We start from the raw sequence: 12,990 nt of genomic DNA, 5'->3' as shown, positions 1-12,990 counted from the left end.
GATCAGACCGATGGCCAGAAAACTGAAAACCTACCAGACGTCGCTGGGCTTCTTCGATCTGGCTATAGCCGCTCCTTCCATGAAAGCTGCGCTCGAAGCGTGGGGCGCAGACAGCAATCTCTTTCATCAGGGCGCGGCGAAGGAAAGCGATGATCCGGACGTCATCGCCGCAACCATGGCAAAGCCTGGCGTCGTGCTCAGGCGCCCGGTCGGATCCGACGGATCTTTCAAAGAGCATGCCGACCTGCCCACTAATCTTGAGGGCGGCAGACCAACGAAAGCTGCCCGCAAGTCGAAAGGCTCAAAGGCGAAGAAGCCTTCCTCTCGCCCCGTCGACAAGGCGGCGGAGCGCAAGGCCGCTCTCGACTACCAACGGGAAGAGAGGCGCCGCGAGCTTGAACGAGCGAAAGAGGAGGCTGCCAGGCAGAAGGAGCGTGAACGCCGTCAGCAGGCGGTCGACAAGGCACAGGCTGCGTTGGACAAGGCCGAACAGGAGCACGCGAAGCGGGCTGCGGCCATCCAGGCTGAGCTCGACGCTATCGAGAAGAGGTCGCAGGCAGAAGAAACCCGCTGGGATAAAGAGAAGGCGCGACTGGAAGCAGCGCTGCGAGGCGCGCGCGGTTAGACCGCGAATCTATCTTCCAGCGTAGGGCTTGCCAGGGTCCGCTATGCCTCGATGGCAACCAAATTCTGCAGGCAGCTAAATGACGCCGAGGGCCAGAAGTGGAGGTGATAATGAGCTGTTGCTTGAAGGTCGCCGACGGCTACGGTCTCAAATGGAGTTTCTTCAATCCGCTACCTATTTTCGACAGAGCGAGACCGCATCCCTAATTTTAGGTCAAAATGCGATCGAGACGTAGCCGGTGTCGGTGATCGGTCAGCAGACGTGCGCCGCCCAGGACCGCGGCCAACGTTCCCAGCCCGGTCCCGCCAGCAATTAGAAACATGATCAACAGTTGATATTTTACTGCATCGACCGGCTCAACGCCTGCGAGAATCTGGCCCGTCATCATACCCGGCAAGGAAACGAGGCCGATCGCCGCCATACTGTTCATGATCGGCATGAAGCCGCTTCTCAACGCGTCCCGTATGATCGGCAACAGGGCCTGGTGTCGGGTGCCGCCGAGTGCAAGACAAGCTTCTACGGCAGTTCGTTCGCGCACCAGGCTGTTTGTCAGCACGTCCAAGCCGAGGCTTATTCCGGTCATCGTGTTGCCCAGCATCATGCCTAGCAAAGGCAACGCATAACGTGGGTGATACCAAGGATCCGGGCGTAGCTCTGTCAGGAGCGCGAACATCGTGACGGTGCCGGCGGCGAGAAGGGTACATGTTGCTCCTAGGCCGTACTTCCAAACACCCGTCAATCGTCGCTTCTGTCGCGCGACGATCTCCCGCGAAGCGAATAGGACCATGATCAGGGCGGCGAGAGCGGTCCAGAGCGGCGACACTGCAGCAAACAGGAACGTCAGAACGAATCCGACGAGAACGAGCTGAACCACCATGCGCATGGTCGCAATGGCCAGTTGCTTCTCGAGCTTGAGGCGGAGCACGAGCGACAGGACGCCGTCCATGACGACAAGGAGCGCGGGCAGCACCAGGTTGCCGTACGAGAGCTGGATGTAGGTCACGGCCGGCTTTCCTCGATGCCGCCGTCGGACTTCATTGCGAAAATCCGTGACCCGACGCGCCGGGCTTGGCCGTGGTCGTGGGTACTCCAGAGCACGCTCGTTCCATTCGCAATGCGTTCGGCAATCAAGGCTTCCACGGCTGTAACGGATGCCGGGTCGAGCGCAGAGGTTGTCTCGTCCAGCAGAAGCACCCGCGATCGCAGCATGAGCGACCGCACGAGCCCCAATCGCTGTCTCTCGCCGGTCGAAAGCCGTTGGATCGACCAAGGTCCGCAGTCGTCCGGCAACCCCAGGCGCGTGACCAGCGGCAGGGCATCATCCCAAGCGGTGAAGTGCTCCCGCACAGTGTCGGACCACCAGCCGGGTTCGGCGGCGAGGTAGGTCACCCGCCTTCGCCAGGCCGGGGCGGGCATCGCCTCTCTGAGCGTGCCGTCTAGCTTGACCGTTCCTTCGTTTGGATCGAGATCCGCGATGGAGCGGAGCAGCAAGGTCTTTCCGACTCCAGACGGCCCCTGCAGGGCGACGCATTCGCCGTCCTGCAGGTCGAATGATACGCAGAGGTGCAGGCGCTTGAGCCCGTTGACCGTCAGCATGCGTCAGAGCTTAAGCTGCAGCCGGTCGGCAACCCGCCTGGCGATCTCTGTCGGCGCTTCACTCGGATAGGGATGCACCGAGCTGACGTTGATCTCGCCGAGCACGTAGCTGTCGCTTCCATCGGCCTGGACGGGACCGAGCATGAAGTCGGCGTCCCAGATCGCGGGCAGGTCGTCTCGCGCGATGTCCAGCAATGAGGTGAGCTGCGGCGTCCACTCGTCCTCCATCAATCGCCGCAGCCGCTGGAAGCGCGGGTCGGCGTTGGACGTGTAGAGCCGCGGGCCGGCCCCGGCGCGCGCGGAAGGCGGCTCGACCAGGGCTTTGACCTTGTGATAACCGAAGCCGGCGCAGCGGTCGCCGGCCATGTAGCAGCGCACGACGCCTTCGCTCAGGCGGGGCTGGAACGCTTGGTCGATGACGCTGCCGTTCTCGAAATACTCCGCGCAGCGATGCAGGAAATCATCGAGCGTCAGTTCCTCCGGCGCGTCCTTAGTCGCGTCCAGGACTTTGATCCTGGATGAATCCGGCAGCTTCTCGACCTTCCAGACGCCTCGGCCGCCGTTGCCGTGGTTGCGTTTGATCACCCGTGGCCCGGCGGCGAGCCGGACCGGCAACTCGGCGCGCATCACCGCGGCGGTTTGATACAGGGCCGTGTCTGATCCCCAACCCATCGAGCGGGTGCGGTAAAGGACCTCCTTGGTACCCATCTTGAGTATGACGTCGGGATGAGTGCTCACCCACACGCCCTGCGCGGCGACGTCGCGCAGCAGCGCGTCGAGATCGGCGCGGTTTCGGCCGTCTTGAATTGGGTTGACCCAGACGAGCACGCCGTCCACTGCGAGCAGTTCTTCGCGGACGGCGTTGGCGAAGCTTTCGTCGTAGATGGCTGGGCGCCCTTCGACGCCCACGGCTGCGAGCGCTTCGAAGACGTCGACGAAGCGGCCGCTTTTCGAGGTGGCATCTCGACGTACGACGGCATCTCCTCGCGAGAGGATGGCAACGGTACGTCTGGACGAGGGTTGTCGTTCGCTATCCATGCGCAAGCTCCACGTGTTGCGTGCTGCGCAGAACTTGGACCGAAGTCTCGCCGGGAGTCTGCTTGGTCCCGGACCGTCAGTCTACGTGAGATCGCATGGATCCTTCAAGCCGCGGTTTTCCGACCGGAAGGCTTGCCGCAAGACTTAACATGGTTGATTCCTCAGCGCCAAAATTGAGCTAGAGTGTCGTTTTCCCTGATGGGGGCAGCTCATGTTCGACACCACAACAACCGCGCTTTTGCGCGCGGTCCTCGACGAAGTATGCGAAACCGTCTCGCACCGCGAGATCGAAGCACGTACTCACGTCGCATCGAAGATCCTGGAGGCCGCGACCAGAGGCGAGGTTTCGCCCGATAGCCTCAGGCAGGTCGGCCGCGACGCCCTGTCCCGAGCGCCCACCATGTGGCGCTGATCGATCCGGGGCGGGCGTGAACTTCCAGGTGACGGTCCTCAAGATCCTGGTGAGCTATCCGGACGGCTTCGCCGTCATGGAGGACCTCAAACGCGACATGGCCATCCTGGTGACAAGCGGCCGCGATTGGGCGGATCGCACCCGGCGCCTCGCTGCGCGGGTTCCGGATCTCGACATCTTCTCGCAAGGACTCGTCGAGCGCATAAGCGGCGGATGGAAGATCACTGCTCAGGGGCGGGCCGTTCTCGAGTTCATGGAGTCCCGCCCAGCAGCCTCGGAGGCGATCCAGACGCCTTCGGTTGGGGAGACCATCGCGAGCTCGCCAGCGCCCGTTCCCCCGCTTCGGCAGCCCGCAGATCGGGCCAAGCGGCGGCGCGAACGCCGTGAACGTCGCCGCGAAGCGCGCGAACGGACCAGAGCCAACGCCTCCTGAATTGTGATCGAGGTCCAATAAAGCTTGGCGCGGCGGCTCGGAAGTCACGGACTGTCGATGGCCTCCCCAGTCCCAACCGCACCGCCATTACCTGTTTGCCGGGACGGCGCAGAAGGCCACGACAACAGTGAACGCTAGAGTTCCTTGGCTGTGACATCAGATAATCGCCACAAAGCTTGGCGATCACCGGTCTTATTCCAGTCGAGGGGTCTCATGAACCGCCACTCACTCGAAAAATTACGTCAGCGCTACGTTATCGAGGGCAGGCCTCTTGAGGCCGGCCTCGAGGAAATGCTGCGCGCCGACGGCCGCGCGGGAGCGCGTTCAATCCTCGCCTCGATTGAAAAGCGGCGCTTCGAGAACCGGTCCGAAGGGCAGCGGCTTCGCAAGATGCTCCGCTTCGAAACACTTCTCTGGCAAGAGGGGAAGGAAGCGGTCGCAGGTATTGATGAGGCCGGAATGAGCCCGCTTGCGGGGCCGGTCGCCGCTGCGGCGGTAATATTCAAGCCCGGCACGCGCATCCTTGGTATCGACGATTCCAAAAAACTGGACGCGAATTCGCGCGAGTCTCTCGCCGAAGAGATCAAGGAAAAGGCGGCCTCATGGTCTGTCGCGTTTGTCGAGGTTGATGAGATCGACACCATCAACATCTACTGGGCGGGAATCCTTGCCATGCGGCGGGCCGTTGAAGGGCTGGGGGTAACTCCGCAGCATCTTCTGATCGACGCGAAACGCTTGAAGGACATCGCGATCCCGCAGCAAGCGATCATCAAGGGCGACGCCAAATCCGCGAGCATCGCTGCCGCCTCTATTTTGGCGAAGGTCTCGCGCGATGCGTTGATGCGAACGCTCGACATGCGTCATCCCGGCTACGGCTTCGCTGACCACAAGGGTTACCCAGTGCGCGCCCATTATGCTGCTCTGTCCAGGCTAGGCGCATGCGCTGCCCATCGACGTTCGTTTGGCCCTGTGCGTGAAGTCCTCGGCTTGCCACCGTTGCCACCTTGGCCTTTGCCATCGGAACGCACCGATTCAGAGCTCGAAGCGTCGGTGCTGCGCGCTGGAAGCACTTGACCCGCTTCGGTCTCCAGAATTCGTTAGTGCTTGGCCGCACCGGTTGTGGTCTCACTAGACGGAGCGGTCACTGTGACATCGTGGCCCTCGCGGAGCGCGATTGAAGCCGCTGCAATTGCAGCCTCGAATGCAGCTTCCTTCGAAGCGTATTCATTCTCCGCTTTGCCGTCGTGGCGTATGCGCCAAGTGCCATCTTTCCCAAATATTTCGTATTTCGCGATACCCATAAGTTGTCCTCCTAACGAGACGCCCGCCGGCGCCTCCGCCTTTGCCGCACGTTTTGGTCAGCTTTGAGCGTGCTGCCAGTGTGAGGTGATGTCGGAGCCGCTCTTGTTGAGATGCACGTGCTGATCGACATGATCGACCCAAGAGAGCGGAATGAAGTGATGATGCTGACCGTCCGGCGAACTCTGCTTCGTCAGCTTGATCTTGTCGGATCCGTCCAGATGATCGACTTTTCCCACCATCTTCCTATCGGACGACAGCACGTCCATGTGCTCCTTGATCTTGGAAACATCTGTCATCGGTATCTCCCATTCATATATTGCCGCCGATCAGGCGCCCGGGCGAGTGAGCGCCGCTTGTGGCGGAGGTAGCGCGTGATCTCCGCAAGCGTCATGGCGTTCAGGACGCGGTCGGCAGGGACACCGCCCTTGCGGGCCATCTCGACGCCCCAGTGCGTGTGGTCGAGCTCGGGAATCGAGTGCGCGTCTGGATTGATGCTCAGCATGCAGCCGAATTCGAGCGCCGCCTGGTGCCAGCGCCAATCCAGATCGAGCCGCCATGGGTGGGCGTTGATCTCGACGACGACGTCGTGCTTGGCGCAGGCCCGCAGCACCTTCTCGATGTCGATTTCGTAGCCGGGCCGCCGCTGGAGCTGCCGCCCGGTCATGTGGCCGATGATGGTGGTATGAGGATCGGAGATGGCCCTAAGCAGGCGCTGGGTCTGTGCCTTGCGATCCAACTTGAAGCGGCCGTGGATGCTGGCGACGACGAAATCGAACTGATCGAGCACGTCATCCGGATAGTCCAGCGAGCCGTCGGCCAGAATGTCGGACTCGATGCCCTTGAGGATCCGGAAGTCCTTGCCGAAGCGCTTGTTCAGTCGGTCTGCTTCCCGGTGCTGCTCGACGATCTTCTCGACGGACAGACCGCCGGCGTAGTGGGCGGACTTGGAATGGTCGGCGACACCGAAATACTCGAAGCCTCGCTGACGTGTGGCCTTGGCCATAGTGTCCAGAGTCTCGGTGCCGTCGGAGGCATCGGTGTGGCAGTGCAGGATTCCGCGAAGGTCCTGGTCCGTGACCAGCTTCGGCAGTTTCCCCTTCAGAGCGAGTTCGATCTCGCCGCGCCCCTCCCGGAGTTCAGGATCGATGAAGGGTAGGCCGAGCGCGCGGTAGATGTCGGCCTCGTCGCCCGCGATCAGAGTGCGGCCCTTGTGCAAGCCGTCTGCATCCAAACGAAGTCCCTTCTCCGCCGCCAGCGCCTGAAGCTGTTCGATGTGAGCGGAGGAGCCTGTGGCGACGAGAAGAGCGGCTCCGAAGTGCTCGCGATCGGACAGTCGGATCTGCAGTCCATCTGCCGGCGACCGCTTCAGTGCCTTGGCGCCCTTGGGAGCCTCCGCAACGATCGTGAGATCGCCGACGAGCTCGCAGCCTCGGCGGAAATCGCCCGCGATCGTGATGCGCTTCAGCTCGGGCTGAGACTTGCGCAGAGAGGCCTTGGCGTGTGCGAGCAGGGCGGCGGCACGGTGCAGGTGGAGGCGGCCTTCACCGCTTTTCGCTATGGCGAGGTTCTGCAGGATCTTGGTCTGCAGCGAGGCACCGAATCCTTTGGCCTTCTTGATGCGGTCATCCTTTGCGGCGGCCTCCAGTTCCGCGAGCGAGGTGATGCCGAGATCCTTGTAGAGACGCAGCACTTTCTCGGGGCGGAGGCCGGGCACGGCCAGCATCTCGAGCACCCCCTCCAGAATCTCCTTCCGGAGCTTTTCGAGGCTCGGATGAGTGCCTGTCTTGTGCAGTTTGGTGATAATGTCGGCTATGGCGTCGCCGACGCCGGGGATCTCCGTGAGCCGATCTTCGGCGACGAGCACGTGAAGAGGGATAGCAAGAGCCGCCAAGCTATCCGCGGCCCGTGAATAGGCCTTGGCTCTGTAAGGATTGCCGCCACGCAAGGCAGTTCGCTGTGCGTATTCTCGCAGGAGGCTCGCTACACCGGGAGCGTCGACGGTGGGCATTCAACGAGCCTCCCGTCCCGTGCTTTGCTTACTCCCTAGAGCAAGGTGAATCTGAGCGATCGAGCCATCATCCGGCTTGCGATCGAGGGACCTCTCGAGCTTCTGGGCTGCCCGAAAATCCTCAAGGTGTTGGGTGTTTGGGCCGAAGGCGGCCTCTTTCTTGAGAAGATTGTAGATACGACCGGCCACCAGCTGCAGGTGCTTCATCTTGCCCCGCGGCATCGATCTGGCCCTGCAAAGAGCTCGGACGGCATAGGCCCGGAAATAGTCGAAGGCGTCTGACATGATCTCAGTAAACGCCGGCTCTCGCCCATAGTTCGTTTGAATTCGATGAGGATGGAGGTCCGGCGGACCGACAGGAACCCTAGGGCGCGGCGGCTGCGGCGGGCGTGACGACCACACCTCTGCCCCTTCGGAACACGCGAAGGCCTTCGAAGTTGGAAGACTCGTTGAGTAAGGTAGGTAAACTGCCCGCCGTCGGCCCGACCGGCGGTGGGTTTTTTGTGAGTTGCGTAGCGTGGCAAAGCGTACCAAGGCACCGGCCGCGGAGCCGAAAGCCCCTCCGATGCCGGGGTTCATAAGTCCCCAGCTTGCGACCCTGAAGATGAATGCACCTTCGGGTTCGCGGTGGATTCACGAAATCAAATACGACGGCTACCGCATCCAGCTCCGCATCGACGGCGACGACCGTCGGGCCTACACGCGCAATGGCTACAACTGGGTCAGCAGGTTCTCTCGGATAGCTGGCGCCTTCGATATCGAAGGTCAGGCCATCGTCGATGGCGAAGTCGTCGTCATCCATGAGGGACGAACGAACTTCTCCGAACTACAGGCGGATCTCGGCAGAGGCGATCAGGATCGACTGGTCTACTTCGCTTTCGATCTGCTTTGGCTGGACGGCAGAGATTTGCGCAAGGAGCCGCAAATCGAGCGGAAGAGGCTACTCAAGGAGCTGATCGACGAACACAGGGTCGAGGAGCCAGTCCTCTATGGCGAGCACCACGAAGGAGACGGCCAAGCGCTGTTCGCCGCCGCCCGCAGGTTGAACTACGAAGGCATCGTCTCCAAGCGCGTGGACGCGCCCTACCGGTCGGATCGGGTGGAGGCCTGGCAGAAGGTCAAGGTCATTCAGAAGGGCAAATTCCCCGTGGTCGGCTTCGTCAAGGACCCGTCCGGCGTAGCCGCTCTCTATTTGGGCAAGAGGGAAGGCAAGAACCTTGTCTACATGGGCAAGGTCGGCACGGGATGGAGCCGGACCACCTCCGCGCAGATCCGCAAGGCGCTCGATACAGTCGTAAGCCCGAAGCAGAAGCTCACGAAGACCATCAGGAAGCCAGAGGCCACCTGGGTCGAGCCCAAGTTCTACGCGGACATCGAGTATCGCGATATCACCTCCGAGGCCTTCTCCGGGCAAGCTCGTTCAAGGGCCTGAGCAAAGGAACGCGCCGTTCTTAGGGGCGTCTGCCTTCAGAGTATCTGGAGTGCCGGTCATGGATCCGGACAAGCGAGTGCTGAAGGCAGTGCAAGAGGCTCAGGGCATTCTGGCCCGTCATGTCGAGCCCGGTCCCAGAGATTGCGACCAGACCATAAACCAGCTGCTGGACGTGCTCGATGACGAAGCCGTCGTGCAAGCGATTGGGGAATCGAGAATGGAAAAGCCCACCTCGGAACAACTCGCCGAGCTGAAGAGGCTCAGCGCGATAGCGCGCGTACCTGATGAATCGGAGATCGTGACCTCGAAGGAGGAAGCCGAGATCCGGATCCGCGACCTGAAGGACAAAGCGAGGATGGAATGATGCCCGATAGGCCCATCAATGGCGTCGAGCCGGAACACTCCGAAGACGATATCCAGCGCGAAGAGCTCGGTCCCCGCGGTGTCCCTGGCAAAGAAAGCCCGGCGAAGATGACCCCTCAGCGTGAGAAGAAGACGCCGAAGGATGTCGATCCTGGACATCCCGCGTGAATTCTATGGAGACGTTCGATCCGGATCGCATGTCAGGTCCACGATGGGCTCAACGATCAGATGATCGAATGGAGACCCCAGTTGGCCTCGATGTACCGCGAGCACGGCGCCAAATGGGATGAAGGGGTCGTATCTTGGGATGGCCTGCTTCTCGACGGATGGATTCCTACCATGCTCGAGCATTCCTGCGGCCACTGAGCGAGCTACCGACGACTGGACAACTCCCTTCCGCTGCGCCCGAAGAGTATGCGCCAAGAAGGAACCCAGCGAATCCTTGCGGCGTTGCACCGGCATCATTTGCAAGAGGAGAAGCCAGTGGCTGCAGCGAAGAAGACAAAGACCGCGCGTGGGCGCAAACAGGACCGAGCCCGGGTAGCCAAGGGACAGGACTACGAAGTCCGGTACGAAGCGAAGAAGACGGGCCGCTCGGCGTCGGCCGTGAAGAAGGCCGTCAAAAAGGTCGGCAATTCTCGTAAGCGCGTCGAAAAGAGGCTGGGTCGCTGAAATGGGAAGGCCGGGCCGACGTTGAGGCTTAACACCAGCCCTTAGTCTGCGGGGCATTCCGGACAGGTATCTCCGATCGAGTTCAGTACGTCGCGAACCTCGGCCGCCGCTGCATCAAGGGAGACGCCTGCTGGCGGGTCTCTACGAGCGATATCAATGGCCCGCTCCCGTGCATGCGGATCGGCGCGATCTTGCATCCAACCGTGTTCTTCGCACTCGCGGATGGCGCCCGCTTCCTGGAGCACCTGGATCGCCCATCCGCGCAGCGTCCGTATCGCTGGCCCTCGTTCACGCGCCATCAGCATTGAGAAAGCTCCTGATACGACGAATCCTTATGTCCGTCGTTCGTTCCCCGTTAGCGCAGGGCTGCGATTCAGAATGACGAGAGAGCACGGTTCGGCGTGCAATGCGACCGCGAACTGCCCGCTTCTGGTTACGCGCTTGACGTGAACAGCCGGCCGAAGTCTGCATGCGATCCTAGGCGGCTCGCGCGCGGATGCACCGTAAAGAGGCTTGGGGAGGGATCATCCAGCTTTTCGTTCGACCTCAACAGCGTTCTCCAACAACGGAGTATCTAGGCTTGGAATATCCGGCATGGCCTTACCGGCAATTGCCTGCAGGTCGCCGACCATGCCTACGGTCGAATCGATGACGGCGAGGATTTGGGTTTCCCGCTTGGCCCATTGCCGGCCCATAAACTTGCGCTCCTTGTCGAGGTCCTCGCGCATATCGTTGAATTTCTCAACGACAGCTTCGACCCGCTGTCGAAACTTCGTGCCTGTCAGGTAGTGATAGACCTGCTCCATCTTGGTCTGCTGGCCCTGCTGAACGAGGCGTGAACTGCTCACGTCGATCAGACCCTGGCGGAGCGCCACGGCGACCGGCAATGCGCAACGCGGATGAGCCACCCATACGCCGTCGACGAGATCAAATTGCTCGATTTGTTTCGGCAGCGCATGGGAGATGATCAGAGCGACGTCGGCGCCGGAACGGCGCTGGTCGTCACGCAATTTAGCGAGCCACCCATCACTCCATGCCTTGGTGCGTTTGGTTTCCCAAAGGATGATGCCGGCAGATTGGCCAATAGCACCATTCACCTGTTGAATAACGTCCGCCCCGAGCTCACCTTTTCCAATCGGCTCAATCGAGTCGGTCGGAAAACGTCCGCGCAGAAGCTCTTCGAGCTCGAGCTCGAGCACTTCCCCTTGGGATTGCTGTGATCCCTGCTCGGCCTTGCGCTTGAGCTCCTCGATCGTTCGGGACATCGACTCGATGGTCTGGTCCTTCTCGGCAACGCGTAAGCGCGCAGCCTCGTCGGCTTCCTGCCTGGCCTTGATCTGGATTTCGCTGATTGAGGCCTGCACGCGCTTCTCTATTGTCAGGTCGAGTTCGCGCTTTTCCTCTTCGAGTGCGCGCTGCTGTCGCATCAGTTCGGCTTGCTGTTTTTGGGCCTCGGCGAGCTTTGCGTTGTTTGTAAGCAGGCTGGCTCGCAGCTCCGCGGTTTCCGCTTCCTTCGCCTGCAGCTCGGCTGCGGCCGCCTCTCGCGCCTTCTTGCTTTCGGCCGCGACCAGCTGGGCTCGTTCGGCGGTCAATCGCTTCGCAACGTGGTCCTCGATTTGCTCGCGGTCCTTAGCGACCTGCTCGCGTTCCAGCCGCAGTGCCTCGGTCTTACGCTCCATCTCTGCATCTTTGCCGGCCAGCTGCTGTTGAAAGCGCTGACGGGTTTCAGCGAGGAGGGGAGCGGCCAGTGATTCCGTCAACCGGATCTCGTGATTGCAGTTGGGACAATGCAGGGTAGGTTCGTGTGAAGCGCCGGCTGCGGTTACTTTGAAACTCATGAATTCCCCTGTCATCGTAGAGCAGGATTGAACACCTTCCGCGCGCGATTGCGATGTCGCCGCTCTCGATGTCCACATCCGAGTCGCCGATATCGACCTGGCCGGGGGATTTTCCACGGAAGGCATCATCGACATGTCGACGTACGGCCACGCCTCAGGGCGAGCCGCTCTATTTGGGAATATATTCTAGATGAGAACAAAACAGGATCAAGCGCCAATTTGGATGCCAGCGGAAGCGGCGAAAGCTGCTGGCCTATTGCGCTCTATTGGATTGATTTATTCAAAGAATTTATAGGCCGGAATGGAGCCCCGGCAGAAAGGGAACGGCTCGCCACAAAATCGGGATCGCCGCGGCGGAGGGGGTCCCGATCAACAAGGCCACCACTTGATGCCGAGTTTTTCAGACAGGGGCATTGAGGTCGTCCGGGATGGTTATGAGGTATTTGGTGTCGAGTCTGCCGCCCTTGACGAGCATTCGCTTTCCCCTGCCGAGATTGACTTTCGACTTGTCGATGTGTTTGAGCCAAGCGTGCTGATGTCGCTCCGCCAACCAGAAGAACAGTCGTTTTACCTTGACGCTTTTGCAGTCGTTCAGAAGCGTTTGCAGCCGCCGGGGACTCAGGCTCCTCAAGCCTTCCGCCAGGAGCATCGACCTGATGGAAGCTTTCGTGGCGGGGCAATTCGTCGAGCAGTTCGAGGAACGCACGTTCGGGCGTCGATACCGTGAGAGGCCAGTCGAATGGTCCCGGTATTTCTCGCGTCGTTCCCGACTTTGATCCGGGCAGGCTCCCGTGCGTTTTGAACAGGCTTTGCGTGCGGTGAACGCGGAATTTCTGTTTGAGCGGGAGTTTGCCGAGCCAGCCGGGAGCAGGCCACGTTCCATATAGATGTACGGTCGAAGGACCCGCCTGGCTCAAGTAGTGGCCGAGGCCTTGCGCTTCGATGGCGGTACGTCCGCCAACGACGAGATCGGAGCCGAGCAATCGCTGGAGTGAAACGACGACACTCTGCCAGGAGAGTTCGCCGAGCGGGCGCTTGAAGGTTCCCCGCGCCGGCTGAACGAGCCAACCGGCCGATACGTATTGCGCAGGCTGGTGGAATATCCATGCCGTTCCATCCAGGCTGCATCGACCAGAAGCCCCTGCGGGAGAGTCCTTTCGAGCTTGTTTAGCTTTCTGTCCTTTTGCTCAGCCATACTAAGTAAATTAGCACTTTTCCAAACCAACCGGTCGTAAGGAATATGAGTCATATTTCTTACAGGGTCTTGACTT

Annotated in this window: 17 protein-coding genes and 1 pseudogene; 8 read left to right on the top strand and 10 right to left on the bottom strand. The window is 60.9% G+C overall.

Features of this window, described 5'->3' with window-relative positions; all coding sequences use genetic code 11:
• The first annotated feature begins 10 nt into the window (after positions 1 to 10).
• The gene (locus ALC15_RS36790; RefSeq protein ID WP_050631505.1) at positions 11 to 625 is read left to right on the top strand and encodes a hypothetical protein; all 615 of its coding nucleotides are present in this window, start codon (positions 11 to 13) and stop codon (positions 623 to 625) included.
• 208 nt (positions 626 to 833) lie between these two features.
• Here ALC15_RS36790 and ALC15_RS36785 read toward each other — a convergent pair whose 3' ends face one another.
• Genes ALC15_RS36785 through ALC15_RS36775 form a run of 3 tightly spaced genes read right to left on the bottom strand, consistent with a single transcriptional unit; the run spans position 834 to position 3,259 of the window.
• Positions 834 to 1,628: an ABC transporter permease gene (locus ALC15_RS36785; protein ID WP_050631504.1), complete on the bottom strand. Its 795-nt coding sequence runs from the start codon at positions 1,626 to 1,628 to the stop codon at positions 834 to 836.
• Positions 1,625 to 2,221 carry an ABC transporter ATP-binding protein gene (locus ALC15_RS36780; protein ID WP_050631503.1) on the bottom strand — a complete coding sequence of 199 codons (597 nt, stop codon included), beginning with the start codon at positions 2,219 to 2,221 and terminating at the stop codon, positions 1,625 to 1,627. The genes ALC15_RS36785 and ALC15_RS36780 overlap by 4 nt, the downstream gene beginning before the upstream one ends.
• A gap of 3 nt (positions 2,222 to 2,224) precedes the next feature.
• Positions 2,225 to 3,259: a Cj0069 family protein gene (locus tag ALC15_RS36775; protein WP_050631502.1), complete on the bottom strand. Its 1,035-nt coding sequence runs from the start codon at positions 3,257 to 3,259 to the stop codon at positions 2,225 to 2,227.
• A gap of 211 nt (positions 3,260 to 3,470) precedes the next feature.
• Between ALC15_RS36775 and ALC15_RS36770 the strand changes: the two genes are divergently transcribed.
• The 3 genes from ALC15_RS36770 to rnhB all read left to right on the top strand — a co-directional run bounded on the left by ALC15_RS36770 (position 3,471) and on the right by rnhB (position 5,178).
• Positions 3,471 to 3,671: a hypothetical protein gene (locus ALC15_RS36770; protein WP_050631501.1), complete on the top strand. Its 201-nt coding sequence runs from the start codon at positions 3,471 to 3,473 to the stop codon at positions 3,669 to 3,671.
• 16 nt (positions 3,672 to 3,687) lie between these two features.
• Complete coding sequence (locus tag ALC15_RS44620; RefSeq protein WP_050631500.1) at positions 3,688 to 4,104, top strand: hypothetical protein; 417 nt, start codon at positions 3,688 to 3,690, stop codon at positions 4,102 to 4,104.
• 213 nt (positions 4,105 to 4,317) lie between these two features.
• Positions 4,318 to 5,178: a ribonuclease HII gene (gene rnhB, locus ALC15_RS36760; RefSeq protein ID WP_050631499.1), complete on the top strand. Its 861-nt coding sequence runs from the start codon at positions 4,318 to 4,320 to the stop codon at positions 5,176 to 5,178.
• A 23-nt stretch (positions 5,179 to 5,201) separates the two neighbouring features.
• On the opposite strand, the gene ALC15_RS42530 is transcribed toward rnhB, so the two are convergent.
• Genes ALC15_RS42530 through ALC15_RS36745 form a run of 4 tightly spaced genes read right to left on the bottom strand, consistent with a single transcriptional unit; the run spans position 5,202 to position 7,699 of the window.
• Positions 5,202 to 5,405, bottom strand: coding sequence for a hypothetical protein (locus tag ALC15_RS42530; RefSeq protein ID WP_094194348.1), 204 nt, complete (start codon positions 5,403 to 5,405; stop codon positions 5,202 to 5,204).
• A 57-nt stretch (positions 5,406 to 5,462) separates the two neighbouring features.
• Complete coding sequence (locus ALC15_RS36755) at positions 5,463 to 5,702, bottom strand: DUF2171 domain-containing protein (RefSeq protein ID WP_050631498.1); 240 nt, start codon at positions 5,700 to 5,702, stop codon at positions 5,463 to 5,465.
• Complete coding sequence (locus ALC15_RS36750) at positions 5,699 to 7,414, bottom strand: DNA polymerase/3'-5' exonuclease PolX (RefSeq protein ID WP_050631497.1); 1,716 nt, start codon at positions 7,412 to 7,414, stop codon at positions 5,699 to 5,701. Before ALC15_RS36750 ends, ALC15_RS36755 begins: the two co-directional genes overlap by 4 nt.
• The gene (locus ALC15_RS36745) at positions 7,415 to 7,699 is read right to left on the bottom strand and encodes a hypothetical protein (RefSeq protein ID WP_050631496.1); all 285 of its coding nucleotides are present in this window, start codon (positions 7,697 to 7,699) and stop codon (positions 7,415 to 7,417) included.
• Between the two features lie 319 nt (positions 7,700 to 8,018).
• Here ALC15_RS36745 and ligD point away from each other — a divergent pair, with 319 nt between their 5' ends.
• From ligD to ALC15_RS36730, 4 genes are all read left to right on the top strand, one after another.
• The gene (gene ligD, locus ALC15_RS36740) at positions 8,019 to 8,846 is read left to right on the top strand and encodes a non-homologous end-joining DNA ligase (protein ID WP_347336349.1); all 828 of its coding nucleotides are present in this window, start codon (positions 8,019 to 8,021) and stop codon (positions 8,844 to 8,846) included.
• Positions 8,847 to 8,904: 58 nt separating this feature from the next.
• Positions 8,905 to 9,210, top strand: a complete 306-nt coding sequence (locus tag ALC15_RS36735) for a hypothetical protein (RefSeq protein ID WP_050631495.1) — start codon at positions 8,905 to 8,907, stop codon at positions 9,208 to 9,210.
• Positions 9,210 to 9,377 carry a hypothetical protein gene (locus tag ALC15_RS44615; protein ID WP_162240541.1) on the top strand — a complete coding sequence of 56 codons (168 nt, stop codon included), beginning with the start codon at positions 9,210 to 9,212 and terminating at the stop codon, positions 9,375 to 9,377. The genes ALC15_RS36735 and ALC15_RS44615 overlap by 1 nt, the downstream gene beginning before the upstream one ends.
• 315 nt (positions 9,378 to 9,692) lie before the next feature.
• A complete protein-coding gene (locus ALC15_RS36730) occupies positions 9,693 to 9,881 on the top strand; it encodes a DUF3606 domain-containing protein (RefSeq protein WP_050631509.1) in 189 nt (62 codons plus the stop codon).
• Between the two features lie 41 nt (positions 9,882 to 9,922).
• On the opposite strand, the gene ALC15_RS42525 is transcribed toward ALC15_RS36730, so the two are convergent.
• The 3 genes and pseudogenes from ALC15_RS42525 to ALC15_RS36720 form a co-directional block, all read right to left on the bottom strand.
• Positions 9,923 to 10,186: a hypothetical protein gene (locus ALC15_RS42525; RefSeq protein WP_094194347.1), complete on the bottom strand. Its 264-nt coding sequence runs from the start codon at positions 10,184 to 10,186 to the stop codon at positions 9,923 to 9,925.
• Positions 10,187 to 10,405: 219 nt separating this feature from the next.
• Complete coding sequence (locus ALC15_RS36725) at positions 10,406 to 11,719, bottom strand: DUF2130 domain-containing protein (protein ID WP_050631508.1); 1,314 nt, start codon at positions 11,717 to 11,719, stop codon at positions 10,406 to 10,408.
• Positions 11,720 to 12,119: 400 nt separating this feature from the next.
• Positions 12,120 to 12,914: pseudogene (locus tag ALC15_RS36720) on the bottom strand (type IV toxin-antitoxin system AbiEi family antitoxin domain-containing protein).
• Positions 12,915 to 12,990 lie beyond the last annotated feature (76 nt).

The organism is Bradyrhizobium viridifuturi (assembly GCF_001238275.1).
Taxonomy (GTDB): domain Bacteria; phylum Pseudomonadota; class Alphaproteobacteria; order Rhizobiales; family Xanthobacteraceae; genus Bradyrhizobium; species Bradyrhizobium viridifuturi.
Note: the sequence above shows the minus strand (reverse complement) of the source record. Positions and strands in the feature narration are given on the sequence as shown.